The sequence below is a fragment of the Streptomyces sp. HD genome, from assembly GCF_028369295.1.
In the GTDB taxonomy this organism is placed as follows: domain Bacteria; phylum Actinomycetota; class Actinomycetes; order Streptomycetales; family Streptomycetaceae; genus Streptomyces.
On sequence record NZ_JAQMYP010000006.1, the window covers coordinates 44,118 to 71,078 of the forward strand.

The 26,961-nt window shown below is 71.9% G+C and carries 12 protein-coding genes; 2 read left to right on the forward strand and 10 right to left on the reverse strand.

Annotated elements, in window-relative coordinates; genetic code table 11:
* Window positions 1–4: 4 nt before the first annotated feature.
* The gene (locus POF73_RS07950) at window positions 5–1,330 is read right to left on the reverse strand and encodes a lysine N(6)-hydroxylase/L-ornithine N(5)-oxygenase family protein (RefSeq protein ID WP_272113810.1); all 1,326 of its coding nucleotides are present in this window, start codon (window positions 1,328–1,330) and stop codon (window positions 5–7) included.
* Between the two features lie 84 nt (window positions 1,331–1,414).
* Between POF73_RS07950 and POF73_RS07955 the strand changes: the two genes are divergently transcribed.
* Together POF73_RS07955 and POF73_RS07960 are read left to right on the forward strand one after the other, a co-directional pair.
* Window positions 1,415–2,368, forward strand: coding sequence for a methionyl-tRNA formyltransferase (locus tag POF73_RS07955; RefSeq protein WP_272113811.1), 954 nt, complete (start codon window positions 1,415–1,417; stop codon window positions 2,366–2,368).
* 86 nt (window positions 2,369–2,454) lie between these two features.
* Complete coding sequence (locus POF73_RS07960) at window positions 2,455–3,471, forward strand: iron-siderophore ABC transporter substrate-binding protein (RefSeq protein ID WP_272113812.1); 1,017 nt, start codon at window positions 2,455–2,457, stop codon at window positions 3,469–3,471.
* A gap of 63 nt (window positions 3,472–3,534) precedes the next feature.
* On the opposite strand, the gene POF73_RS07965 is transcribed toward POF73_RS07960, so the two are convergent.
* The 9 genes from POF73_RS07965 to POF73_RS08005 are packed head-to-tail and all read right to left on the reverse strand — an operon-like array spanning window position 3,535 to window position 26,957.
* Complete coding sequence (locus POF73_RS07965; protein WP_272113813.1) at window positions 3,535–7,026, reverse strand: amino acid adenylation domain-containing protein; 3,492 nt, start codon at window positions 7,024–7,026, stop codon at window positions 3,535–3,537.
* 27 nt (window positions 7,027–7,053) lie between these two features.
* Window positions 7,054–14,946 carry a non-ribosomal peptide synthetase gene (locus tag POF73_RS07970; protein WP_272113814.1) on the reverse strand — a complete coding sequence of 2,631 codons (7,893 nt, stop codon included), beginning with the start codon at window positions 14,944–14,946 and terminating at the stop codon, window positions 7,054–7,056.
* Window positions 14,943–19,580 (reverse strand): non-ribosomal peptide synthetase, encoded by a 4,638-nt coding sequence (locus tag POF73_RS07975; RefSeq protein WP_272113815.1) that lies wholly within the window; start codon window positions 19,578–19,580, stop codon window positions 14,943–14,945. The genes POF73_RS07970 and POF73_RS07975 overlap by 4 nt, the downstream gene beginning before the upstream one ends.
* Window positions 19,577–22,753, reverse strand: a complete 3,177-nt coding sequence (locus POF73_RS07980; protein ID WP_272113816.1) for an amino acid adenylation domain-containing protein — start codon at window positions 22,751–22,753, stop codon at window positions 19,577–19,579. The genes POF73_RS07975 and POF73_RS07980 overlap by 4 nt, the downstream gene beginning before the upstream one ends.
* On the reverse strand, window positions 22,753–22,971 hold the full coding sequence (locus POF73_RS07985) for an MbtH family protein (protein WP_272113817.1): 219 nt from the start codon (window positions 22,969–22,971) through the stop codon (window positions 22,753–22,755). Before POF73_RS07985 ends, POF73_RS07980 begins: the two co-directional genes overlap by 1 nt.
* Before the next feature lie 3 nt (window positions 22,972–22,974).
* A complete protein-coding gene (panD, locus tag POF73_RS07990; RefSeq protein ID WP_443049460.1) occupies window positions 22,975–23,430 on the reverse strand; it encodes an aspartate 1-decarboxylase in 456 nt (151 codons plus the stop codon).
* Window positions 23,431–23,464: 34 nt separating this feature from the next.
* Entirely contained in the window at window positions 23,465–24,310 is an 846-nt protein-coding gene (locus POF73_RS07995; RefSeq protein ID WP_272113818.1) for an alpha/beta fold hydrolase, read from the reverse strand.
* 29 nt (window positions 24,311–24,339) lie between these two features.
* Entirely contained in the window at window positions 24,340–25,635 is a 1,296-nt protein-coding gene (entS, locus tag POF73_RS08000) for an enterobactin transporter EntS (RefSeq protein WP_272113819.1), read from the reverse strand.
* Window positions 25,636–25,643: 8 nt separating this feature from the next.
* The gene (locus POF73_RS08005) at window positions 25,644–26,957 is read right to left on the reverse strand and encodes a salicylate synthase (RefSeq protein ID WP_272113820.1); all 1,314 of its coding nucleotides are present in this window, start codon (window positions 26,955–26,957) and stop codon (window positions 25,644–25,646) included.
* Window positions 26,958–26,961 lie beyond the last annotated feature (4 nt).

Consider the following 26,961-nt stretch of genomic DNA (forward strand, 5'->3'; position numbering starts at 1 on the left):
CGGCTCAGACGGACGCCGTACGGCGAGCCAGCAGGGAGCGGTGGATCTCCCCGGCGCGGATCGCGGTGGTCGACAGCAGGGTCGAGGTGAGTCCATGGGTGTGCTCGGTGCCGCCCTGGACGTAGATTCCCGCGGCGACGTCGGGCGCGGTCTCCACGCGGTGGTCGCGGCTGACCCGGATCGCGTCCCCGTCGTCCCGCAGGCAGACCTTCGACGCCTCGCCGAGCAGGGCGGTGAGGTCGCGGGGCCGGTAGCCGGTGGCGTGCACGAGCACGTCGGCCTCAAGGACCCGCCGTTCCCCGGTCGGCAGGAACTCCACCGCGACGTCGAGCCCTCCGTCACGGCGCAGTGCCACGTCGCGGATGCGGGAGACGTTGAGGAAGCGCAGCCGTTCGCGGCCGGTGACCTTCTCCTGGTACGCGGTGGCGTACAGGGCCTCGATCAACTCCATGTCCACGACGGAGTAATTGGTGGAGCGGTGGTAGTCGAAGAGGGACTGCTTCACCTCGGAGGGGGCCACGAAGTACACGTCCACCGCCTGCGGGTCGAAGATGCGGTTGGCGAACGGGCTGTCGTCGGCCGGGGTGTAGCCGTACTTGGCGAACACGGCGCAGACCTCGGCCTCCGGGAAGGAGCGGTGCAGATAGTCGACGGTCTCGGCGGCACTCTGCCCGGCGCCGAGGACGACCGCGCGGCGCACCGGGGTGCCGGTGGTGGCGAGTTCGGTCACTCGGGGAAGTAACTGGCTGTTGTGCCAGATCCGTTCGGAGAGTTCGACGCCGGGCGGCACATGGGGTTCCAGGCCGACGGCCACACTGATGTCGCGGGCGCGGTGGGTGACATGGCGGTCGGGCCGCTCCGGGTCGCGGCAGACCACCTCGAAGTGCGTGACGGTGCCCGTGTCGTCGCGCACGGGGTCGATGGCGGTCACCTCATGGTCGTACGCCACGAGGTGCCGTACCCGCTCGGCGGCCCACTCGAAGTACTCGTGGAACTCGACGCGGAGCGGGAAGAGCGTCTTCTGGTTCAGGAAGTCGACCAGCCGGCCGCGTTCGCGCAGGAAGCACAGGAAGCTGAAGTCGCTGGCCGGATCGCGCAGCGTCACCAGGTCCTTGAGGAACGACACCTGCATGGTGGCGTCGTCGATGAGCATGCCCCGGTGCCAGCCGAAACGTGGCTGGCGCTCCAGGAAAAGGGCGTTGATCCGACGGTCGGCCGGAAGAGTCGCGTTGTGTTCGTCAATCGCTATGGCCAGTGCGAGATTTGACGGCCCGAAGCCGATTCCGAGGACGTCGTAGGTGGTGTCCGATCCCGTGAGCGGTGACTTCACCGTGGCATCGCCTCCCTCAGGCAGCCACATGTTAGATAAGGTTAGCCTTACCTTGCAATGGAGCCCGCCGAAGGGGAGAACCGCATGCGCGTCGCCATGTTCGGCTACCAGACCTGGGGTCACCGCACACTGCAGGCCCTGCTGGACTCCGATCACGAGGTCGTCCTCGTGGTCACCCACCCCAAGAGCGACCACGCCTACGAGAAGATCTGGGACGACTCCGTCGCCGAACTGGCCGAGAAGAACGACGTCCCCGTACTCCTGCGCAACCGCCCGGACGACCCCGAACTCCTCGCCGCCCTGCGCGAGGCCCGGCCCGACATCCTGGTCGCCAACAACTGGCGCACCTGGCTGCCGCCGGAGCTCTTCGACCTGCCGCCGCACGGCACGCTCAACGTCCACGACTCACTGCTGCCGTCCTACGCCGGCTTCTCCCCCATCATCTGGGCGCTCATCAACGGCGAGGCGCGCGTCGGTGTCACCGCGCACCGCATGAACGCCGAGCTGGACGCGGGCGACATCCTGGTGCAGCGCTCGGTCGCGGTCGGACCGAAGGACACGGCGACGGACCTGTTCCACCGCACGGTCGACCTGATCGCGCCCATCGTGCGCGAGTCGCTCGACCTCATCGCCTCCGGCAAGGACGCCCCCCACTGGCAGCCGCAGGACCGCAGCCGGGCGAGCTTCTTCCACAAGCGCTCCCCCGAGGACAGCCGCATCGACTGGAGCTGGCCGGCGGAGCGCCTGGAGCGCCTCGTACGGGCGCAGTCGGACCCGTACCCCAACGCGTACACGTTCCATCGTGGACAGCGGATCAGGATCGTGTCGGCCGCCGTCTCCGAGGGCCGTTACGGCGGCACCGCGGGCCGGATCTTCATCCGCGAGGGCGACGGCATCGTCATCGTGGCGGGCGCGGACGCCCACTCGGGCCGCCACCCGGGGCTGGCGATCCGGCGGCTGCGCACCGACGACGGCACGGAGTACGCGGCGACCGACTACTTCCGCACGATGGGGGGCTATCTCACCGCCCGCCCGTGATCGAAGAACGTCAACTGCCGCCAAAAGCAAAGAAGTTGTCCGAAACGCATTGCTAAGGCAAGGCTTACCTTGCTTTACTGACGCGCATGTCGAGAAAGCTCCTCAGCACCGTTCTCACCGCCACTTTGGCCGCCGCCCTGGCGGCCTGCGGCTCCGTCAAGGACGACTCGAACACCTCCTCCGACGCCTCCGGCGACGCGAAGGCGGACGCCTCGTCCGCCTTCCCGGTGTCCGTCAAGCACAAGTTCGGCACCACGAAGATCACCAAGGCGCCCGAGCGGATCGTGGTGATCGGCAACGGCGGCACCGACGACATCGACGCGCTGTACGCCCTGGATGTCACGCCGGTCGCCATCTCCAAGGACGCCCTCGCCAAGGACGGCGTCTACCCCTGGCTGAAGGACAGGATCGACACCAAGAAGACCGAGCTTCTCGACACCCTGACGGCCGTCGACTTCGAGAAGGTGGCGTCGCTCCAGCCCGATCTGATCCTCGCCACCTCCGACTTCACCCTGGACAAGGACTACAAGAAGCTCGCCGCGGTGGCGCCGACCATCGGCTACGAGAGGGCCTGGGGGCAGCAGACCTGGCAGGAGCACGTACAGGTGGTCGCCCGGGCCGTCGGCAAGGAGGAGCAGGGCGAGCAGGTCATCAAGGCGACCGAGGACAGCATCGCCGCGGTGAAGACGAAGCACCCGAAACTGCAGGGCAAGACGTACAGCCTGTCCATCGGCAACACCCCGGCGAAGATCTTCACCATCGCCTCCGAGGAGGACTTCGCCGCCAAGCTGATGAGCCAGGTCGGGATGAGCCTGACCCCGTCGGTGAAGAACATCAAGACGGTCAACGGCAGTCCGACCGGTGAGCTGTCCTTCGAGCAGCTCGACAAGCTGGACGCCGATCTGGCCGTCATCGCGTTCACCACACCGGCCCTGCAGAAGGCGTTCGAGGCCAGTGACCTGGTGAAGAACATGTCCTCGGTGAAGGACGGCCGGTACGTCGTGACCGACGTCGCGACCATCAGCCAGCTGCGCAGCCCGTCCGTGCTGGGCATCCCGTGGGCGCTGGACAACCTGGAGCCCGGGTTCAAGAAGCTCGACTGACGGCCCCAGGGGGCATCGTGGGAGGGGTGGGGTGCCCGGAGGTGCCCCACCCCTCCCGCCTTCTCATGCGTCCCTTCTCACGCTTCGCGCCAGTGCCGAGTCGACCTCGTCCGCCGACATGTCCTCGATCTCCAGGTGGATCGCCGCGACCTGTTCGAGACGCCCGGGGGTGTCCTCCTCGGCGGCGAGCCGCTTGGCCATGCCGCCGACCGTGAGGGTCGCGAAGAGGGAGCGTACGGAGACCGCCGAGGTGTCCAGGGCCTCGCGCAGCCGGCCGACGATGACGGTGGCCAGCACCGAGTCGCCGCCGAGGGCGAAGAAGCCGTCGTCCAGGCCGACGCGTTCGACGCCGAGGACGTCCTGCCAGACGCGGGCCACGACCGTCTCCAGGGCGGTACCGGGCCCACGGTGCTGTTCCGCCTCCTCCACCCGCCACAGCTCCTGTACGGCGCGCCGGTCGAGCTTGCCGTTGGAGGTGAGCGGCAGTTCCCCGGCGACGGCGATGCGGGCCGGGACCATGTGCGGCGGCAGCACGGACCGCGCCCACTCCCGCAGCTGGTCCTCGCCCGTCCCCGCGTCGGCAGCCACCGCGGCCGCCAGCTGGGCGCTCTGCCCCCGGGTCAGCCCGGCCACGGCCCGCCGTACGCCGGGGTGCCCGGCGAGTGCCACCTCCACCTCGCCCAGCTCGATCCGGAAGCCGCGCACCTTCACCTGGTCGTCCCGGCGCCCCAGGAACTCCAGGGTGCCGTCCGGCCAGTACCGCGCGAGGTCCCCGGTGCGATACCAGCGCAGCCCGTCCGCCTCGGTGAACTTCTCGGCTGTACGTGCGGGATCGGCCCGGTACCCGAGCGCCACCCCGTCCCCGCCGATCCACAGCTCGCCCGGCACCCAGTCCGGACAGTCCCGCCCATGGGCATCTACCACCCGGCAGCGGACATTGCGCAACGGCCTGCCGTACGGCACCGCCCGCCAGTTCGCGGGCACTTGAGCCCGCGTCACCTCGCAGACGGTGGAGTGGATCGCGGTCTCGGTCGTTCCGCCGAGTCCCGTGAACCGGCAGCCGGGCGCCCGGTCGGCGAGCCGCCCCGGCAGGTCGGCGCCCACCCAGTCGCCGCCGAGCAACACCACCCGCAGGCCGGTGAGTTCGGCGGGTGCGGTGGCGAGGAGGAGCATGTCCAGGAGCGGGGGTACGCAGTTGAGGACCGTCACCGCGTGCCTCCGCACGAGGGCGGCCCACTGGCTCGCCTCACGCCGGTCGCCCTCGTCCACGAGCACGACGGCGCCGCCCGCGCTCAGCAGCCCGAAGATGTCGTACACGGAAAGGTCGAAGTCCAGGGCGGACAGGGCCAGGCAGCGATCCGACGTGCCCACGCCATAACGGCTGTTGAGGTCGTCGATGGTGTTCATGGCCGCCCGGTGCGGCACTTCGACGCCCTTGGGCTCGCCGGTGGAGCCGGACGTGAACAGCACATAGGCGGGCTGCTCCTCGTCCACCGCGACCGGCTCCGGCAGGGGCGCGGTGCGCACCGCCTCGGCGACCGGGAGGGCGTCCAGACCCGGGACGGGCCGTCCGTCGGTCAGCGCGACGCGGAAGCCGGCGGTGGCGCGGATACGGTCGCGTCGGGCTGTCGGCTGCTCGACGCCGACCGGCACGTAGGCGGCGCCCGCGGCCAGGACGCCCAGTACGGCGGTGATCTGGTCGGGCCCCTTGGGCAGGCTGACCGCGACCGTGTCGCCGGGGCGCACACCGCGCTCCACCAACGCTGCCCCTGCCCGGAGCGCACGGTCGGCCAACTCGCCGTAGGACAGAGCGCCTTCGTCGCCCCACAGCAGGGCGGGGGCGTCCGGCCGCTCGGTCGCGCGCTCGAAGAATCCCTCGTGCAACAGCCGGTGGCTGCGCGGGCCGTCGGTGGCGTTGACCTCGGCGCGGACCGCCGCCTGCCCGGCCGGCAGCAGCGCGGGCACCGGCCGCCCCCAGACCGCGTCATCGGTGCCGAGCCGGGTGACGAGCCCGTGGAAGGCGGCGAACATCGCGTCGACCATGCCGGGCGGGAAGGCGTCCTCCCGCACGTCCCAGTTGACCAGCAGTCCGCCGTCGACCTCGGTCACCTGGGCGTCGAGGAGCACCTGCGGCCCCTGGGAGATGATCCAGACGGGCTTGCCGAAGGACTGCCGTACACCCGCGTCGAAGAGCTCGCCAAGATTGAGCGCGCTGGTGAACACCACGGGCGCGAGGACCTGTTCGCCGCCCAGCCGGGACAGGTCGCGCAGCACCTCCACGCCGGAGTAGTCGGCATGGGCGGCGTCCGTGTGCATACGGTCCTGCAGGCGCCGTGCGTGCTCGGTGAACGAGCCCGGTTCGGCCAGGTCGACGTCGAGCAGCACCGAGCTGGTGAAGTCACCGACGAGCAGCTCGACGTCGGGGTGGGAGCCCCTGCGGTCGAACATCGGCACGTTCAGCAGGAAGCGGGGCTGTCCGCTCCAGGCGGCCAGGACCTCGGAGAAGGCGGTCGCCACCGCCATGGCCGGGGTGAGCCCGTGCTGGTGGGCGCGGGCGGTCAGCCGACGCTTCTCCGCGGGCGGCAGCCAGTGGTGGCGGCGGGTCACCCGGGTCGGGTCCGCGCGCTCCGCCTCGGGCACCAGCGGCAGTTCGGGAGCGCTGGGCAGTTCGGGGATGCGCCGCTGCCACCACTGCGCGGCCTGCTCCCGGCTCAGCCGCCGCACGTCCGCGCGCTCCGCGAGGTACTCCGGGTAGCTGGTGCGGATCGGGGGGAGCGGGGAGGCGGGGTGCTCGTAGAGCTTGGCCAGGTCGGAGAGGAGGACCCGGTAGCTGAGGGCGTCGGCGGCGAGCATGTCGACGTCCACATGCAGCCGGCTGGAGCCGTCCGGCAGCAGCGAGAGCTGCACGGAGAAGACCTGCCCGGCGGCGATGTCCAGGCGGGCGTGCGAGGAGGAGTGCCGGACGTCCTCCAGCCCGGCCGCCGCCGTACGGGGGTCCAGGGTGCGAAGGTCGTGGACGACCGTCGCGGGGCCGGTGAGGTCGGGCAGGATCTGCTGGCGGCCGTCGTCGGTGAAGCGGGCGCGCAGCATGCCGTGGCGGGCCGCGAGGGCGCGTACGGCGGTGTCGAGGCGGTCCGGGTCGACGCCGGAGCCGTCGAACTCGACGTAGAGGTGGGCCGCGACCGAACCGAGGGTGGTCTCGTCGCCGCGGCCGATCCAGTACGCGTGCTGCATCACGGCCAGCGGGAAGGGCTCGCGGGGTTCGGGCGCGGAGGGCGGCGGTGGCGAGGCCGGCGGCTCGGCAGGCTGCTGCCCGGTGGCCGGGACATGGGCCGCGAGCAGCTCACGCCAGGCGCGCAGGGTAGGTTCCTTGGCCAGTTCGGCGAAGCTGACCCGGATGCCCCGCTTGCGCCAGCCGCCCGCGATCTTCATCAGGGTGATCGAGTCCAGGCCCCAGGCGATGAGGCTGTCGTCCTCGCTCGGCGGTGCCTCCGAGCCGAGTGTGTCGGTGACCGAACGGAGCAGCTCGTCCGCGGTCGGGGGGTGCTGCGTCACCGGTTCCTCCGAAGTCGTCCGTGGGGCTCAGAAATCGTCGAGGTCGTTCTCGAAGTCGTCGATGTCCTCCTGGGTCAGTTCGACCAGGGGGAGGTCCGAGGGGGTGAGGCCGCCGGCCGGCGTGTGCCGGGCCAGGCCGTGCAGGGCGAGTTCCCAGAGGACGAGCAGGTCCCGTGCTTCGACCTCGGTCAGGAAGGAGTCCGGCCAGGAGGCGGAGACGTGCAGCCGGACACCGTCCGTCTCCTCCTCGACGGCGGCGGCATTGATCTCCAGGCCGAAAACGGTGGTCGGAGTCGGCACCCGGAGCATCGGGGCTTCGGGAGCGAGCTCCCATGGCTCCTCCTCCGAGCCGGAGGCGGTGAAGCGGCCCAGGTAGTTGAAGAGGATCTGCGGCTGCGGCAGTTTCTCCAGGACGGGCGCGGTGTCGGGGTTGAGGTGGCGCAGGAGGCCGTAGCCGATCCCGTGGTCGGGTACGGCGCGCAGCTGCTCCTTGATCCGCTTGAGCGCGAGGCCCGCGGCCGGCCCTCCGGACAGCGCGTCGTCCACCTCCAGCGGACCGGGGTCGATGCCGACGGGGTGGAAGGTGGTGAACCAGCCGACGGTGGACGACAGATCGACGCCCTCGGCGATGCCGTCCTCGCGCCCGTGCCCCTCCAGGCCGACCAGCAGCGCACGACCCGTCAGGTCACCACGCCGCTCCCGCCAGGCCGTGGCGGCGAGGGCGAGGGCGGTGAGCAGGACGTCGGGGACGGCGGCGTGATAGGCGGCGGGCACCTCGGTCAGCAGGGGCTTGGTGATGGCGGCCGGCAGCACCAGGCTGCGCTCCTGTGGCTCGGCCCCGGCGCCATGGCTGCGGTCGATCAGCGGACGCACGTCGTCCAACGCCCGTGTCCACCAGGCCAGTTCGCCCACCCGGTCGGGTTTGCTGGCCTCCTCGCCGAGGAGCCTGCTCCAGGTGCGGAAGGAGGTGCCGCCGTGTGGCAGGGCACGGCCGGACTGCCATGCCTCCGCCAGGTCGGCCATGATGATCCGCCAGGACACACCGTCGACGACCAGGTGATGCGCCACGACCAGCAACCGTTGCGAGTCGGTGAACCAGACGGCCTGGAGCATGCGCCCGGCCGCCGGGTCGAGCCGCGCCACCGCGGCGGCCAGCTCGTCGTCGAGTGCCGCGCCCCGCACCTGACTGAGCAGTTCGCCCGCACGGAGCGTTCCTTCGGCGGGTACGACCAACTTGTCCGTCAGCCGTGCGCGGAGCACGTCGTGGCGGTCCAGGACCGCTTGGAGTACGTCGACGGCGGTGTCGTACGTCAGGTCCTGCGGGGTCACTAGCAGCACCGCCTGGGCGAGTCCGGCGTAGGAGCCGTCGGAGGCCGCCGTCCAGTGCATGACCGGGGTCAGGTCCGCCTCGCCGACCGGCTCGTCGACGAGGGCGGTGTCGGTGTGCTCGGCGGAGGCGGCCGCCGCGAGGCCGGCCGGGGTCGGGGTCTGGAAGACCTGCCGGGGGCTCAGGGCCATGCCGGCCCTGCGGGCCAGGGTGACCAGGCGGATGGAGACGATGCTGTCGCCGCCGAGCTCGAAGAAGTTGTCGTCGACGTCCACGCGGGCCACCCCGAGGACGGAGGCGAACAACTCGCAGAGCTGCCGTTCGCGTTCGCCCGCGGGCTCCCGTGCCGGCGCTACGGAGGTCGTGGTCACGGGCGCCGGCAGTGAGCCGCGGTCGACCTTGCCGGAGGGCAGCAGCGGGAAGGCGTCCAACGCGGTCAGTGTGCGCGGCACCATGTGTTCGGGCAGCCGTTCCCGGAGCCAGCCGTGCAGTTCGTCCAGTTCCTCCAGCTCCTCGGCGGCCAGGCAGTACCCGGCGAGCTGCTTGACGCCCGGTGCGTCCTCCCGGATCACCACGACCCCGCGTCGTACTCCTGGATGCTGTTCGAGGATCGCCTCGATCTCCTCCAGCTCGACCCGCATACCACGGATCTTCACCTGGTTGTCGGCCCGGCCGAGGAACTCCAGGGTGCCGTCGCGCTGCCACCGCACCAGATCGCCGGTGCGGTAGAGCCGTTCGCCGGGCGGGCCGAACGGGTCGGCCACCCAGTGGTCGGCGGTGCGGCGCGGGTCGTTCACATAGCCGCGGCCGAGATAGACGCCCCCGGCGTAGAGCTCGCCGGGCACGCCGACCGGCACGGGCTGGAGCCGGTCGTCCAGGACGTACAACCGGGTGTTGCCGTTCGGACGTCCGATGGAGACGGCGCTGCGGATCGCACCGGTCCGGTAGACGACGTGGCTGACGCCGATGGTCGCCTCGGCCGGCCCGTATCCGTGGTACATCACGGCGGGGCTCGCGGTGCGGAAGCGGGCGAACAGCTCGGGGGTGAGCACCTCGCCGCCGCACCACACATGCCTGAGCGAGCGGGCCCGGCGGGCGAAGCCGTCCAGCTCAAGGAGCAGGTCGAGCATCGAGGAGACGAGGTAGGTGAAGGTGACCCGGTGGCGTTCGACGGTGTCGAGGAGATAGTCGACGTCGCGTTCGCCGCCGGGTTCGGCGATCACCACGCGGCCGCCGTTCACCAGCGGCAGGAAGATCTCGTTGATGGAGATGTCGAAGCCGAGCGGTGCCTTGAACAGGGCCGCGTCGTCGGTGCCGAAACCGAGCAGTCCGCGCTGCCACAACAGCCGGTGCGCGATGGCCCGGTGCCGGATCATGGCGCCCTTGGGCACGCCGGTCGAGCCGGAGGTGTGGATGACGTAGGCGAGGCCCTCGGGGTCGACGGGGACGGCCGGGTTGTCGGGCTCCTGCGGACCGTCGAGGCGCACCTCCACGAACGGTGGGGCGTCGTCCCCGAACACCGTTGCGTTCCCCGGCCGCCCGAGCACCGCCGTCAGCGCCGCGTTCCGGCTCACCTCCACGATCCGGCGCGCCGGCCACGACGGCTCCAGCGGCACGAACGCCCCGCCCGCCTTCAGCACGGCGAGCAGTCCTACGACCATCTCCACCGAGCGTTCCAGATGGATGCCGACGCAGCGCTCGGGCCCGACCCCGAGTGAGGTCAGCTGCCGGGCAAGGGCGTTGGCACGCGCGTTGAGCTCGGCGTACGTCAGTCGTGTACCGCCCTCGATGCCGTACTCCACGGCGGTGAGGCCAGGGCTCTTCGCCGCCTGTTCCTCCACCAGCGCGGTCAGCGTGGTGGCGGGCATGGGGTGGGCGGTGTCGTTCCACTCCCCCAGCATCCGGGCACGCTCGCGCCGGGTGAGGACGTCGGCCAGGGCCACGGGCAGGTCGGGGCGCCGGGCCAGCTCACCGACCAGTCGTACGAACCGCTCGACCATGTCCTGGGCGGATGCGCGGTCGTACAGATCGCTGCTGTGGACGAGCGAGCCGGTGATGCCGCCGCCGTCCGCCCGTTCGAAGACATGGAAGGCGAGGTCGGTCTTCGCCGTGTAGAAGTCGACGCGCACTTCGCTGAGCGTCAGTCCCGCGAAGTCCCTTGTTCTGTCCGGTACTTGCTGATGAGCCAGCATGACCTGGAAGAGTGGGTGCCGGCCCATCGAGCGGGCCGGTGCGAGCGCGTCCACGAGCCGCTCGAACGGCAGGTCCTGGTGGGCGTACGCATCCACGTCGGTCTCGCGCACCCGGGCGAGCAGGGTACGGAAGGTCGGGTCGCGGGAGAGGTCGGTGCGCAGCACCAGGGTGTTGACGAAGAGGCCCACGAGGTCGTCGAGCGCCGCGTCGCCCCGTCCGGCGACCGGCGTTCCCAAGGGGATGTCGTCCCCGGCACCCAACCGCGAGAGCAGGACCGCGAGGGCGGCCTGGAGCGCCATGAAGACGGTGCCGCCGGCCTCCGCGGCCAGGTCCCGCAGCGCGGCGTGGACGTCCGGGCCGAGGTCGAAGTCGACGGCACCGGCCCCGTATCCGGCGACGGCCGGTCGAGGCCGGTCGACGGGCAGCTGGAGTTCCTCCGGAAGCGACTCCAACTGCCTTACCCAGTAATCGAGTTCGGGCTCGGCCGCCCCTCCCTCGTCGAGCAACTGCCGCTGCCACAGCGTGTGGTCGGCATACTGCACGGCGAGCGGCGGCCAATCGGGCCGGTCGCCTCGTGCCCTCGCCGCGTAGGCCGTCTCCAGGTCCCGCAGCATCGGCTCCGCCGACCAGCCGTCGGTCGCGATGTGGTGGACGAGGAGGAGCAGCACGTGCTCGTCGGGGCCGAGGGAGTACAGCGTGGCGCGTACGGGGATCTCGGCATCGAGCGCGAAGGAATACGCGGCGGCCTCGCGCAGCAGCGCGTCGAGTTCCCCGAACCCGGCCCCAGCCCCAGCCCCAGCCCCGGCAGGCACCATCTCGAACGGCACGGACGCGTCCGTCAGGATCCGCTGGTACGGGGTGCCGTCGTCGTCCGGGAAGACCGTGCGCAGCGCCTCGTGACGGGCCACGACGTCATCGAGGGCGGCTCGCAGCGCATCGCTGTCGAGCGGTCCGGTGAGGCGTACGGCGGTGTGGATGTTGTACGTCGGGCTCGGCCCCTCCAGCCGGTACAGGAACCACAGCCTGGCCTGCGCGGAGGACAGCGGCACCGGGTCGGGGCGCCGGGCCGGCCGCAGTGCGGGGCGCCGTTCGGCGGCCGGGGCCGTCAGGAGCGGGGCGAGCGCGGCCACGGTCGGGGTGTCGAAGACGGCTCGTAGGGGGAGGACGGCGCCCAGCTCGGCCCGGATGCGGGCGACCAGGCGGGTGGCCAGCACGGAGTGGCCGCCGAGGGTGAAGAACTCGTCGTGGATGCCGACGGCGGGCAGTTCGAGCAGGTCGGCGAAGAGGGCGCACAGGGTCGCCTCCGCCTCGGTGCGGGGGGCGGTGGCGGTGGTGAGGCCGGAGAGGTCGGGGGCGGGCAGGGCCGCGCGGTCGAGTTTGCCGTTGGGGGTCAGCGGCAGGGCGTCGAGGAGGACGACCACGGCGGGCAGCAGGTGTTCGGGGAGCGTCGCCTTGAGGTCCTGCCTGACCCGCAGCGGTTCCAGTGCGGCGCCGGGGTGGGGCACGGCGTACGCCACCAGCCTCGGCTCGCCCGGCTGGTCCTGACGTACCGTCACCGCCGCCTGGGACACGCCGGGCAGGGCGGCCACCGCGGCCTCGGTCTCGCCCGGCTCGACGCGGAATCCGCGGATCTTGACCTGGTCGTCGGAACGGCCCAGGAACTCCAGCGCACCCTGCACGGTCCAGCGCACCAGGTCCCCGGTGCGGTAGAGGCGGGCTCCGGGCGGGCCGTACGGGTCGGCGACGAAGCGGTCGGCAGTGAGGCCGGGGCGGCGCAGATAGCCGCGGGCCAGCTGGGCGCCGCCGAGGTAGAGCTCGCCGGGGACGCCGGGCGGTACGGGGCGCAGGGCCGCGTCGAGCACGAGGGTGCGGGTGTTCCACACCGGGCGGCCGATCGGCACGGATCCCGCGGCGGACCTCGTCCCGTCGGCGCACGGCCAGGCGGTGACGTCCACGGCGGCCTCGGTGGGGCCGTACAGGTTGTGCAGCTCGGTTCCGGGCAGCGACTCGGCGCAGCGCTCGGCGAGTTCGGAGGGCAGGGCCTCGCCGCTGCACACGATCCTGCGCAGGATGCCGCGCGCCTGCCCGGCGGCGGGGTCGTCGAGGAACACGCGCAGCATCGAGGGCACGAAGTGCACGGTCGTGACGCGGCGGTCGCGGATCAGCTCGGCGAGGTAGCCGGGGTCGCGGTGGCCGCCGGGCCGGGCGAGCACCAGCATGGCACCGGTGATCAGCGGCCAGAAGAACTCCCAGACGGAGACGTCGAAACTGGCCGGCGTCTTCTGCAGCACACGGTCCCCGGGCCCGAGTCCGTACGTCTCCTGCATCCACAGCAGCCGGTTGACGATCCCGGCGTGCGGGACGACGACCCCCTTGGGGCGGCCGGTGGAGCCGGAGGTGTGGATGACGTAGGCGGGGTGCTCGGGACACAGGGGGCGCAGCCGGTCCTCGTCGGTGAGTTCCACGGAGTCGAAGGCGGAGGTGTCCGTGTCGACCAGGAGGAGGGGCACTCCGGACGGCAGTACGCGGGCCGTGTCCGTGGCGGTCAGGACCAGCGTCGGTTCGGCGTCCTCCACCATGAACGCCAGTCGTTCGGCCGGGTAGCCGGTGTCCAACGGCACATACGCCGCGCCCGCCTTGAGCACCGCGAGCAGCGCCACCACCAGGTCGGTTCCGCGGTCCAGGGCCACGCCCACGAGGTGCTCGGGGCCCACGCCGTGGGAGATCAGCAGCCGGGCGAGGCGGTTGGCGCGGGCGTGCAGAGTGGCATGGTCGAGGGCGGGCGAGCCGTCGTCGGCGATGAGGGCGGGGGCGTCGGGGGTGCGTGCGGCCTGCTGGGCGAGGAGGTCGGGCAGGTGGGTGGCGGGGACGGGGTGGTCGGTGGCGTTCCACTCCGACAGGACCCGGTGCTCCTCGGCCTCCGTCATCAACGGCAGCAGAGAGACGGCGAGTTCGGGGTCCGCGAGGGCCGCGGCGAGCAGCGTCTCCAGGTGCCGGAGCAGCCGGTCGACGGTGTCCGGGGTGAAGAGGCCGCTGCGGTGGGTGGCCTCGATCCGCAGGCGGCCGCCGGTGAGGAAGGCCTCCAGGGACAGGTCGAACTGGGTGGTGTCGTTGTGGACGGTCTCCCACTCGGCGGTCACGCCCGGAAGCTGCGGTCCTTCGAGCCCCTGGGTGAGGAAGAGCAGCATGACATCGAAGTAGACGGACCGGCCGGGCTGCCGTTGCGGCTTCAGTCGCTCCACCAGCTTGTCGAACGGCATGTCCTGGTGGGCGTAGCCGTCGGTGCACACCGGCTTGACCCGCTCTACCAGTTCGGCGAAGCCGGGGTCGCCTTCGAGGTCGGCGCGCAGGGCGAGAGTGTTGCCGAAGTTGCCGATCAGCTTTTCGAGGCCGGGGAGGTCGCGGTTCATGACGGCCGAGCCGATGGGGATGTCGGTGGCGCCCGTGGTGCGGTGCAGCAGTGCGGCCAGACCGGCGAACAGCACCATGAAGGGCGTCGCGCCCGCGCCCCGCGCGAACGCGGTGAGCCGGTCGGTGACGTCGGGGGCGAAGGTGTGGAAGCGGCGGTCGCCGTGCGCGGTGGGGCGGGCGGTGCGTGGTGCGTCGACAGGGAGGGGGAGAGGGCGGGGTTCGGGGACCAGGGTGGTGCGCCAGTGGTCGAGGTGGTCCGACAGTCGCTCGTCCGTCCAGGTGGTGCGCTGCCAGTGCGCGAAGTCGCCGTACTGGAGGGGCAGTTGATCGAGCGGGGAGGGTTCGCCGTCGGCCGCCGCGCGGTAGAGGGCGGTCAGATCGCGGGAAAGGACGTTGAACGTGCCTCCGTCCCAGGCGATGTGATGAACGGTCAGGACGAGGGTGTGATCCTGCTCCGCGCGCCGGACCAGCAGCGCACGCAGCGGGTGGTCGGCGGCGAGGTCGAAAGGCGTCGCCGAGGCGGCACGGGCCAGTTCCGTCGCCCTGCGATCCTGCTCCTCCCCTTCCCGCCCGCGCAGGTCGGCCGTGGCGAACTCCACCTCCGCCCCGGCGTCCACGATCTGCTCGGGGGTGCCGTCGGCGGTGGCCGGGTAGCGGGTACGGAGTATCTCGTGCCGGTCGAGCAGCCCTTGCAGGGCCGTGCGCAGGGCGGCCGGGTCGAGCGGGCCGCGCAGGCGGATGGCGAGGCAGACGTTGTAGGCGGGGCCGGCCGGGTCGAGCTGCTGGAGCAGCCACATCCGGGACTGGGCGTACGACAGCGGCAGCCGTGCCGTGTCCGTGGGCCGGGGCGGGATCCTCCCCCACTGCCTAAAGGGCGTGGGAGGTGCCCCCAGGCGGGCGGCGGCGTCGGCCAGACCGGCGCTCTCCAGCCTGCGGCGCAGGAGTTCACGCTTGCGTGCGGCGAGGTCGGCGGCGGGGGGCTGCGTCACTGGTCTCCGCCTTTCAGGAGCAGTTCGAGGGACGTGGTCCAGAGCGCGGCCAGCCGCTCGATCCCGGCCTGCGTGAACAGCCGCTCCGGCCACTGCCAGCAGACCGAGAGTCCCGTCCCGGTGATCACCGCGTCGACGACGAGGGCGTAGGGGGCGGGCATGGCGGGGTCGGCGCCGCTGCCCATGGCACCGGTCTCGGGAGCGCCGGTGAACACCGCGGCGTCACGGCGCTCGCCCATCGTCATCCGGCCCAGGTAGTTGAACTGGATCTGCGGCTCGGGGAGTCGGGCGAGTTGCGGAGCGGTCTCCGGGTTGAGGTGGCGGAGCAGGCCGTAGCCGATTCCCTTGTCGGGCAGGGCGGTCAGCTGGTCGCGGACGCGGCGTACGTGGTCCGTGGGGCCGGGGTCGAGCCGGACCGGGAAGACGCTGGTGAACCAGCCGAGGGTGGCGGTGAGGTCGGCGCCGGGGAGGAGGTGCTCCTCTCGGCCGTGGCCCTCCAGGGCGATCAGGACCGAGGAGTCGGGGCCGCCCCGCCAGGACGGTACGGCGAGGGCCAGCGCGGTCAGCAGCACTTCCTGGACTCCGGCCCCGGCCAGGATTGCGGTGTCGTCCGCACCCAGCGTCGTCCAGTGTCTGCGGATGGTGGCCCTGGTGTCCCGGGCGGGGTCCAGGGGCCCGGCTCCCAAGGGCGGTTCGGGTCGGTCCAGTACGCCCTTCCAGTAGGCGAGTTCGGCCGATCGGGTCGGTGCCAGTTCCTGAAGCGCCCGTGCCCACTCACGGAAGGAGGTGCCGACGGGCGACAGGTCCCTGCCCTCCCAGGCGGCGGCCAGGTCGGCGCCCAGGACACCCCAGGACGCCGCGTCGGCCACCAGGTGATGCAGCACGACCAGGAGCCGCCCCTCACGACCGCCGCCGGCGTCGAACCACAGGAACCTCGCCATCGCCCCGGCCGCCGGGTCGAGCTCGGTCACCAACTCGTCCATCGCCTCCGGCACCAGCGTGCCGATCGCCGTGTGGTCCATGCGCTCGGCATCTATCCGGCGTACGCGGTCGGCGGCGCGGGCCGTGCCTGCGGGTGCGGCATGGAAACGCCAGGTCCCGTCCGCTGCCGGGGTGAAAGTGGAGCGCAGCAGGTCGTGCCGGTCCAGGACCGACTGGACCGTGCGATACAGGCCGTCGAGGTCCATGCCGGGCGGGGTGCGCAGGAAGCGGGCCTGGCTGAGGGCACGGAAGGGGCCGCCCTGCTCGGTGAGCCAGGTCAGGATGGGGGTGAGGGGGATGTCGCCGGTGCCGGCGGAGAGGTCGGGGGTCCGGTGTTCTGTGGTGCCGGCACGGGATGCGCCGGGGTCCGCCCGTTCGGCGAGTTCGGCGAGTTCGGCGAGTTCGGCGAGTTCGGCGAGTTCGGCGAGTTCGGCGAGTTCGGCGATCGTGGGCCGTTCGAACACGTCCCGCGGCGAGAATGCGAACCCGGCCGCCCGCGCCTGGCTGACCAGCCGCATCGACACGATGCTGTCGCCGCCCAGCGCGAAGAAGCTGTCGTGCACCCCGACCGAGTCCAGCCCCAGGACCTCGGCGAACAGGATGGCGAGCCGCTCCTCGGCCGGGTTCCGGGGCGGCTGCGCGGCCGGCCCTCCGGACCGGGTCGGCGCCGGAAGGGCGGCGGTGTCCAGCTTGCCGTTGAGGGTGAGCGGGAAGCCGTCCACGGGGACGAAGGCCGACGGCACCATGTAGTCGGGCAGTATGGCGGCCACGGCCCGGCGCAGCAGCTCCGCGGTCTCCTCGGCGGGCGGTGCGGCCAGGATGACGTAGGCGACCAGGCGCCGTACCCCTGGAGTGTCCTCGCGGACGACGACCGCCGCACGCTCGACGAGGTCGTGCTCCAGCAGGACCGCCTCGATCTCGCCGGGTTCGATCCGGTAGCCCCTGATCTTGACCTGGTCGTCGACCCGGCCCAGGCACTCCACCAGACCGGCCTCGGTCCAGCGGGCGATGTCGCCGGTGCGGTACATGCGTTCGCCGGGGTCGCCGGAGAAGGGGTCGGCGACGAAACGGCTCGCGGTGGCCGCCGGTCGGCCGAGGTAGCCGCGGGCCAGGCCGGCGCCCGCCACGTACAGCTCGCCCTCGACGCCGACGGGGACGGGGTTGAGGTGTCCGTCCAGGATGTAGAGGGTGCCGCCTGCCACGGGGCGGCCGATGGCGGGGCGGTCGGTGAGGGCGAGGTCGCAGTCGGCCGAGTCGACGGTGCATTCGGTGGGGCCGTAGAGGTTGTGCGCGGTGAGTCCGTCGGTGTCGCGCAGGGTGCGCCAGAGGTCGGGCGGTACGGCCTCGCCGCCGACGCCGAGGACCTTCAACTCCGCCTGCCAGTCCCCGCCTTGGGCGACCAGTTCGCCGAGCAGCGACGGAGACAGCTCGATGAACTCGATGCCGTGCCTGGCGAGGAAGTCCCGGAGGGCAGCGGGGTCGCGGCGGACGTCCTCGGGGACCATGTGCAGCTCGTGGCCGGCGAACATCCACAGCATGGGTTGCCAGGAGGCGTCGAAGGCGATGGGCCAGGCGTGGCCTATACGGAGTTGGCGTCCACCGGTTGCCGTGGAGGCCGGGTTGTGGAGTGCGGCGTTGTGGGCGGTGAAGAGGTTGGTGATGGCTCGCTGCGGGATGACTACGGCTTTGGGGCGGCCGGTGGAGCCGGAAGTGTAGATGACGTAGGCGGGGTTTTCTGGGAGTAGTGATGTGTCGGTGAGGTTGGAGGGGCTGGTGTGGGCTAGGCGTTCACGTGTATCGGGGGCGTCGAGGAGCACGAAGCGGGTGGGTGGTATTTCCGGTTGACGACTGCCGGTTGGTTGTGGCTGGTCGCGCCCACGCGGCGGAGCCGCATATGTCACAGCCCCGCGCCCCTTAGAGCAGGGCGTTGCAGTCGTCGTGGTGACAAGTGCGACTGGGCGCGCGTCCTCCAACATGCCCGCGATGCGCTCGGCCGGCCACTCCGGGTCCAGAGGCAGATAGGCCGCGCCCGCCTTCTGAATCGCCAGGAGTGTGGTCATGATGTCCGGAGTCGGCGGCAGCGCGAACGCGACGATCCGTTCCGGGCCCGCCCCCAACTCGACCAGGTGTCGGGCCAGTTGGTTCGCGGCCGTATTCAGTTCCGCGAACGTCAGGCTGCGGCCGCCTCCGACGACCGCCACCGCGTCCGGTGTGCGCGCCGTCTGTGCCTCGAACACCTCCGGCATGGTGCGGTACGGCACCGGCAGCCGCTCCCCCGCCCCGCCCGCCAGCAGCGCTGTCCGCTCCTCGGGGGCGAGGGCGTCCAGGCGGGCCAGGGGGACGTCGGGGGCGGCGAGCACAGCCAGGAGCAGGCGCTCGAAGCGTGCTGCCAGCCTCTCGACCGCCGCCCGCTCGTAACAGTCGGGGCGGAACTCGAAGACGACGCCGAGCTGGTGTTCGGCCAGTACGGCCAGGGTCAGGGGATAGTGGGTGGCGCCCGCGCCCTTCACATCGAGAATCCGCAGGCCGGCGGATGCCTCGGCCTCGGCCACCGCGGTCTCGTCGATGGGGTAGTTCTCGAAGACGAGGAGGGTGTCGAAGAGGTCACCCGCGCCGCCGAGGCGCTGGATCTCGGTGAGGCCGAGGTGCTGGTGGCCCATCAGGCGGGACTGTTCGTCCTGCAGTCGGCGCAGGAAGTCGCCCGCCCGTTCGGCCGGCGGCACGGTCGCGCGGACCGGCACCGTGTTGATGAACAGGCCGATCATGGACTCCGCACCGGCGAGTTCGGCGGGCCGTCCGGCCACCGTCGCGCCGAAGACGACGTCGTCCCGGCCGGTCAGCCGGGCCAGCAGCAGCGCCCACAGACCCTGCACGACCGTGTTGACGGTGACGCCCCGGCTCCGCGCGAACTCCTCTGCTCGGCCGGTCAGTTGCCCGGTCAACCGCAGGGTGTGCAGCTCGGGCGGTACCGGGACCGGCCCGGCGGACGACGGCGCCAGGACCGTCGGTGTCACGCCGGCCAGCGCCTTGCGCCAGGCGTCGGCGGAGGCGTCGCGGTCGCGGGAGGCCAGCCAGGCGAGGAAGTCCCGGTACGGCCGTACGGCGGGCAGCGGGTCCGTGGTGCCGGGGGCGAGCTGGGCGGCGTAGAGCTGGAGGAGTTCGCGGACCAGGAGGGGGATGGACCAACCGTCCAGCAGGAGGTGGTGGTTGGTGAGGATCAGGAGCCAGCGGCCGGCGGCGCGGCGCACGAGCGTCAGGCGCAGCAGGGGTGGGTCGGTGAGGTCGAAGCGGGCGGCGGCATCCGCGGTGATCAGGGCGGCGGGGTCGCCCTCCTCCTCGGTCCAGTTCACGGGTACCTGCTTCAGCACCACCTGCACCGGCTCGTCCAGCTCCTCATGCAGGAAGGCGCTGCGCAGGTTGGCGTGCCGGGCGAAGAGTTCCTCGGCGGCGGTGCGCAGCAGGGCCGGGCGCAGCGGGCCCTCGATCTCCACCAGGGACTGCATGGTGTAGACGTCCTGGACGCCCTCGTCGAACAGGGCGTGGAACAGCAGGCCCTGCTGGAGCGGGGAGAGCGGCAGAACGTCCTCGACCAGGGAACCGTCGTCCCCGGGTGTCTTGCTCATCGTGCCGTCGTCCCCGGGTGTCTTGCTCATCGTGTCCTCCACCTCGCCTTGACCTTGTCGAGCTGCGACTGGCTGAGTGACACCAGTGGGGCACCGGTCGGAGTGAACTCCTCGGGCCCGGGGCCGGTTTCGTCGGGCGCTGCCCGGGCCATCCCGGCCGGGGTGCGGTGGGTGAACACGTCCCGGGGGGACAGGGCGAGTCCGGCTCTGCGGGCGCGGTCGGCCAGGCGGACCGAGACGATGCTGTCGCCGCCGCGTTCGAAGAAGTCGTCGTGGACGCCGGCCCGTTCCAGCCCGAGCACCTCCGCGAACAGCCCGCACAGCACCTTCTCCGGTTCGGTGCGCGGCGGTTCGAAGGTGCTGGTCTCCGTGAAGTCGGGGGCGGGCAGCGCGCGTCGGTCGAGTTTGCCGCTGGGGGTGCGCGGCAGGTCGTCCAGCACCACCACGGCCGACGGGACGAGATGGCCGGGCAACCGCTCGGCGAGGGTGCGCCGCAGGGCGCGGGGGTCGAGGACGGTGCTGGGAGCGGCTGTGACGTAGGCGACCAGGCGTCGTGGGGCCGAGCCGTCCTCCCGGACCACGACCGCGGTCCTGCCGACATCCGGCAGCGCCCGTATCGCCGCCTCGATCTCGCCGGGTTCGATCCGGAAGCCCCTGATCTTGACCTGGTCGTCGGCCCGGCCGAGGAACTCCACAGTGCCGTCGGCCCTCAGCCTCGCGAGGTCGCCGGTGCGGTAGAGGCGGCTGCCCGGTGGGCCGAAGGGGTCGGCGACGAACCGTTCGGCGGTGCGGCCCGGCTCATTGAGGTAGCCGCGGGCCAGACCGGCTCCGGCCAGGTACAGCTCGCCGACGGCGCCGACGGGGGACGGTCGCAGGAACGGGTCGAGGACGTGGACGCGTGTGTGCGCGATCGGCTGTCCGAGCGGCACCGGGCCTGCGCCGCCGTCGTGGACATGGACGAGGCTGTCGCCGGCCGCCTCGGAGCAGCCGTAGAGGTTGACCAGCCGTGCCTGTGGCCAGCGCCGGGTGATCGCCTCGGCCAGTTCACCGGGGAGGGGTTCGCCGCTGGAGATCCAGGTGCGGACGGAGGCGAAGGCGTCCGGCGGCGCGGATTCGACCAGGGTGGTGTAGAGGCTGGGGACGGCGGTGAGGAGGGTGGCGCGGTGGCGGTCGGCCAGTGCGGCGAGGGCCGTCGGGTCGCCGGTCGCCTCGTCGTCGGCGAGTGTCACCGCTTCGCCGGCGACGAGGGCGCCGAGCAGTTCGGTGAGGCCGTCGACGAAGCTCAGCGGGCTCTTCGAGACGCGGACACCGTGCCCGGTGTCCCCCAGCTCCCGTCCCCAGTGGAGCCGGTTGGCCAGCGCCCGCTGGGTTCCGATCACCCCCTTGGGGCGGCCGGTGGAGCCGGAGGTGTAGATGACGTACGCCGGGTGTTCGGGCGACAGAAGCGGTCGTTCTCGTACGTCGGCCTCCGCGTCCGGCGGGCAGGTCAACTCCCGTTTGATGCCCAGCTGTCGGGCCGTGGGCGGATCGCAGATCACCAGTCGGGGCTCGGCGTCGTCCAGCATCAGCGCGATGCGGTCCGGCGGGTAGCCCGGGTCGATCGGCATACAGGCGGCTCCGGCCTTCAGTACCGCGAGGAGCGCGGCGACCAGGTCGGGGCTGCGGGGCAGGGCGACGGCGACGACGGACTCCGGGCCGGTGCCCCGTGCGGTCAGGGCGGCCGCCAGCCGGTCTGCGCGGGCGTCGAGTTCGGCGAAGGTCAGAATGGTGTCGTCGTGGAGGACGGCGGGCGCGTCGGGCGTCTGGGCCGCCTGGTCCTCGAACAGGTCGCGGACCGTGAGGTGCGGGAGAGGGTGCTCGCTCCGGGCGTGCGGTACGTGCGCGTGGGACGGGCCGAGCAGAGCCACGGGCGTTTCCGGCCGCTCGATGAAGTCGCCTACCAGTCCGCCCAGTTGGGACGCGATGCGGGTCACCGCAGCACGATCCAGCGCGCTCGGCCGATGGCTGAAGGCCAGCGTCAGCCGGGTGCCGGGCAACGCGGTGAGGGTCAGCGGGTAGTGCGTGGCGTCACGGACCGAGACCCCCGCCATGCGCAGCCCGTCGGACCCCAGGGCGCGGGCGATGCCGTCGTCGTCGACGGGGTAGCTCTCGAAGACGACCAGGGTGTCGAACAGGACGGTGTGTCCGGCGGCGCGCTGGATGTCGGCGAGACCGAGGTGACGGTGGTCGAGGAGGGCGGACTGCTCGGACTGGAGCCGGGTCAGCAGGCCGGCGAGGGACTCCGCGGGGCGTAACCGCACGCGGACCGGCAGGGTGTTGATGAAGAGGCCGACCATCGACTCGATGCCGGGGACGTCGGCGTCGCGCCCGGAGACGGTGGCGCCGAGGACGACGTCCGTGCGGCCGGTCAGCCTGCCGAGCAGGACGGCCCACAGGCCCTGGAGCACGGTGCTGACGGTGAGACCGCGGGCCCGGGCGGTGGCGGTGAGGGCCTCGGTGTCCCGCTCGGAGAGTTCCCGTACCAGCCTCTCGGGCCCCTCGGCGGGCATGTCCCGGGCATCCGGCGCGATCAGTGACGGGTCGTCAAGTCCGGTCAGCGCGGACTGCCATGAACGCTCGGCGGCCGCCCGGTCCTGTCGGGCCAGCCAGGCGAGGTAGTCGCGGTACGGCCGTACGCGGGGCAGCGCGTCGAGGTCGCCGTCCGAGGCGTACAGCTGGAAGAGTTCGCGTACCAGGACGGGTGCGGACCAGCCGTCCCAGAGCAGGTGGTGGGAGGAGATCACCAGGCGGTGGTCGCGCGCGTCGAGCGTGATCAGGCGGAACCGCAGCAGCGGTGGCCGGGCCAGGTCGAACCGCTCGGCCCGGTCCTGTGCGAGCAGCCGGTCCAGGGCCGGTTCGCGTTCCCGCGGCGGCAGGGTGGACAGGTCGGTGACCTGCCAGGGCGCCCTGACCGCGCTCCTGATCACCTGGACGGGGCGCCCGGAGCGTCGGGTGCGGAACGCGGCCCGCAGGTTGGCGTGCCGGACGAGCAGCCGCGCGACCGCCGTGCCCATCCGCTCCTGGTCCACCGGGCCGTCGAGACGGAGGGTCATCTGGCCGGTGTAGACGTCGTGGCCCTGCTCGTCGTACAGCGCGTGGAAGACCATCCCCTCCTGCATGGGCGACAGGGGGAGGACGTCCTCCACGGCCGGGCGGCCGGCCATCACCCCTCGGCCCGGCGCATGGCCTCGGCCAGGCTGCGCGGGCGCATGTCCGTCCAGTGCCGTTCGATGTACTCCAGGCAGGCGACCCGGCCGGCGGGGCCGTGCGCGGAGGTCCAGCCGTCGGGGACGGGTGCGAAGTCCGGCCACAGGGAGTGCTGGCCCTCCTCGTTGACCAGGACACGGAAGACGCCGCTGTCGTCGTCGAAGGGGTTGGCCATGGCTCAGTTCCTCTCCTGCTCGCCGGACGGACGTGACGTGGCGTGGGTGAAGGCTCCGGTGAACTGGTCGGCCGCGCCCGGTACCGGTTCGGCGGGGTCGGCGCCGAGTGCGACGATCCGGTTGGCCTTGTCGACGTGGACGACCCGGGGCCGGTGGGTGGCGCGCTCGGGCTCGGCGAGCGCGGCGAAGGACATGATGATCACCAGGTGACCGGGGTGGACGAGATGGGCGGCGGCGCCGTTGATCCCGATGACGCCGCTGCCGCGGTCACCGGGGATGGCGTAGGTGGTGAGGCGGGTGCCGTTGTCGATGTCGACGACCTGGACCGCTTCTCCCTCGACGATGTCGGCGGCCTCCATGAGGTCCTGATCGATCGTCAGGGATCCCACGTAGTGCAGGTCCGCCTGGGTGACGGTGGCTCGGTGGATCTTGCCGTTCAGCAAGGTGCGGTGCACCATGACCCCCTGAGGAGACTACTTAGGTGAGGCTAACCTAAATTAACTTCGCCGGGTGGGGAAGGGCGGTCGCGGAAGAACGGTCGCGGAAGAACTCCAGGAGCACCCGGTTCAGTTCGTCCGGGCGCTCCAGGTGGCCGTAGTGCCCGCAGCCCTTGATCTCGCGGTGGACGGCACCGGGGATGGCGTCTGCGACCTCGCGGCTCAGGTGCGGCGGAAGGATGACGTCGTCCGCGAAGCCGACGACCAGACAGGGCACGTCGATCGCCCGGTAGGCCTCCAGTCGGCCGTCCGGGACCTCAAGGTCCAACTGGGCCCGGACGCCGGGGCCTTGGGGCTGCGGTGAGAACTCGAAGAGCTCCAGCCAGTCCTGGACCTGCCGCTCGTCGTCCAGGGTGGCGGGTGACAGGTTCTGCAGGGCGCGGATCCATGCGGTGTAGGCGGGCGGCAGCTGCAACCCGCTGTCGTGGAGGGCGCGTTCGGCCTCGGCCATCGCGGCGCGCAGTGCGTCCGTGCGGCCGCGGGTGGCGATCAGTCCGCCCTGCCGGACGAGGCGGGGCCGGGCCAGCATCAGTTCCTGGACGACGTACGCCCCCAGGGAGACGCCGACGAACCGGCACGGCGCGAGGCCGAGGTGCTCGGCCAGGCCTGCCGTGTCGGCCACCAGGTCGTCGACGGTGAAGCCGTCCGGGCACTCGTCGGTCGGTGGGATGCCGCGGTTGTCGAAGGTGACGACCCGGTATCCGGCGTCGACGAGTTCCGGCACCTGGTGGAGGTGCCAGGCCCGGCCTGCGGCGCCCTGGCCCATGACCAGGACCACCGGATCGCCGTGGCCGGTGTCCTCGTAGTGCAGCCGGATTCCGTTGATCCGCGCGCTCGGCATGGTTCACCGCCCTGTCGTCCGAGGCTGTGTCAGTCGGCTGCCGGGGACGCTTCGGCGGGCGCCGCCCGGTCGTCCCCGTCGGTGTCCGGCGGCCGGCTGAGCGTGGCCCTGCGCAGCCCCGGCATGGCCAGGGCCAGGGCCCCGACGCCCGCGAGGCAGACCAGTCCGCCGACCACCACGGCCCCGCTGGACGAGCCGAGCGCCCTGGACACGAGGCCCGCCTCGACGTTGCCGACGGAGGGCCCGGCGGTGGCCTGGGCGAGCCACAGGCTGCCGACCCGGCCCTGGAGCCGGTCCGGCGTGTAGTGCTGCAGCAGGGCGCGGCGCAGGATCTCCGAGGCGGTGTCGCCCAGGCCGGCGAGGGCCAGGAAGACCAGTGCGAACCCCAGGTCGGCGCTCAGACCGAAGCAGGTGATCGCCGCGCCCCACACCGCGACCGCTCCGATCAGCGCCCGCCCGGTGTGGTGCACCCGGCCGGTCCAGCCGCTGGTCAGCGCCCCGAAGAAGGAACCGACCGCGGGCGCGGTGTAGAGCAGTCCGACGGTGGACGGGCCGCCGCCGAAGTGCTCGGTACCGAGTTCGGGGAACAGGGCGTACGGCATCGCGAAGACGACCGCGCACACGTCGATCAGCAGCAGTCCTGCCACCACCTGGTTGCCGCGCAGGAAGCGCAGCCCCTCCCCCATCGCCTTCAGCGGATGCTGCGCCCCGGCCGACCCTTCGGGGGGAAGCTTCGGCAGCGGTGCGAGCAGGGCCAGTCCCACGACGTATATGGCCGCGTCGATCGCGAAGCACCAGGCGACGCCGGGCCCGGCCGCGATCACGCCCGCGAGAGACGGCCCGACCATGCCGCCGAGCTGGGCGGTGAGGGTGGTCAGCGCGCCGGCGGCGGCCAGTTGTCCGGGGGGCACCAGGGCGGGCGTCGCGGCCATCAGGGCCGGTCCGCCCAGCCCGGCGGTGAAGCCGGCCAGTACGGCCGCCACGAAGACGAACCACACCTGCGGGTCGGGCAGCGCCGCGTTCACCGCGAGCCCCGCGATCACGATCGCGGTCACGGCCCGGGTGACGAGCATGACCCGGCGCCGGTCGACCCGGTCGGCGAGCAGGCCGCCGGTGATCAGCCCGACCAGCAGCGACAGGCCCAGCACCAGGCTCATCAGGCCCACTTGGACCGACGAGCCGGTGAGGGTGTAGATCTGCAGGCTGGCCGCCACCGAGGTGAGGTGGGTGCCCACCATGGATATCGCCTGGGTGGCGAAGATCAGCCTGAAGTCCCGGCTGGAGCGCAACGGCGCTACGTCGACGACCACTTCTCCCAGTCGCACGCGCGCCCCTAACCCTGTGCGGGAACGACGTAGGGGGCGACGCTGCGCAGTTTCTCGCAGGTCTCCTCCAGTTCCCGGGCCGGAGTCGAACCGGCGAGGATGCCGGCGCCGGCCCGCAGCCAGGTGCGGCCGTCCTCCTCGAAGATGCTGCGCAGCACCAGGGCCGCGTCGAGGGATCCGTCGCCGCCGGCCCGGAGGACGGCCCCGCTGTAGATACCGCGCGGTTCTTTCTCCAGGCGCGCGATGCAGTCGTAGGCCGGGGCCTTGGGGATGCCGGAGGCGGTCACCGCGGGGAACACCGCACGCAGGGCGTCCCAGGCGGTAGCCGTGTCGGCCAGCAGGCCGTGCACGCTGGAGCCGAGGTGCTGCACGCTGCCGCGTCTGCGGACGCTCAGCAGATCGCGTACCGAGACCGTGCCCGGGCGGCAGACGGTGGCCATCTCTTCCTCGGCGAGCTTGACGGACAGCACGTGTTCGGAGATCTCCTTGGGATCGGCGAGGAGTTCGGCGCGCAGCCGCTCGTCCTCCCGCTCACCGAAGCCGCGGGCGCGGGTGCCGGCGAGCGGCTGGGTGACGACCTCGCCGTCCGCGCTCACCTCGGCGACGGTCTCGGGGCTGAAGCCGGCGACCCGGCGTCCGCCGAGGCTCAACAGGAAGGAGCGGGCGGGGGTGTTGTGCGAGCGGCCGTGGACGTAGGTGGCGACGAAGTCGACCGGGAAGGGCACGTCGACGGAGCGGGAGAGGATGACCTTCTGGAGGTCGGACGTCCGTATCTCCTCGATGGCCTGGGCGACCATGTCCGGGTAGCGGCTCTCGGTGTCCGACACGTCGATGGGGCGGGGCACGGCGGTGGGGTGGGCGTCGGTGCGGTCGAGTAACGCGAGCAGCGCGTCCAGCGTCTCCTGGTCCGCGCTGCGGACGAGGGCGGTTTTCCGACCGAGCCTCACTTCGCTGTGCGGGACGAGCAGATGGAGCAGGTCGTCGTCGCCCGCGCGGTCGGGGCGGCCGGCGTGGAGGTGGGAGAACTCGAAGGCCATCCAGCCGTAGGCGTTCCAGCCCTCGACGGCCGTCCGTTCGAGTTCCTCGTGGACCTGGCGCAGCGGATGCGACCCGAGCGGGGCCACGGTTTCCTCGTCGAGCCATCGGCGGCGGATCTCGGAGCGGCCGACCAGGATCTCGCCGAGCGCCCCTCCGGCGAACCAGACGTCACCGTTCTGTTCGTAGATCACGTACTGGTCGAACAAGCCCGACTCCGCCAGTCTCGCCGCCAACTGGACGGGGTCTCCCGGCAGTTCCGTCTCCGCGCTCCGATAACGCAGCAAGGAC

Bases quoted from the DNA above. Each gene is read 5' to 3' on its own strand.
- POF73_RS07955 (WP_272113811.1), top strand. From the start codon at position 1,415: ATGCGCGTCGCCATGTTCGGCTACCAGACCTGGGGTCACCGCACACTG.
- POF73_RS07960 (WP_272113812.1), top strand. From the start codon at position 2,455: ATGTCGAGAAAGCTCCTCAGCACCGTTCTCACCGCCACTTTGGCCGCC.
- POF73_RS07975 (WP_272113815.1), bottom strand. From the start codon at position 19,580: ATGAGCAAGACACCCGGGGACGACGGCACGATGAGCAAGACACCCGGG.
- POF73_RS07980 (WP_272113816.1), bottom strand. From the start codon at position 22,753: ATGGCCGGCCGCCCGGCCGTGGAGGACGTCCTCCCCCTGTCGCCCATG.
- POF73_RS07985 (WP_272113817.1), bottom strand. From the start codon at position 22,971: ATGGCCAACCCCTTCGACGACGACAGCGGCGTCTTCCGTGTCCTGGTC.
- panD (WP_443049460.1), bottom strand. From the start codon at position 23,430: ATGGTGCACCGCACCTTGCTGAACGGCAAGATCCACCGAGCCACCGTC.
- POF73_RS07995 (WP_272113818.1), bottom strand. From the start codon at position 24,310: ATGCCGAGCGCGCGGATCAACGGAATCCGGCTGCACTACGAGGACACC.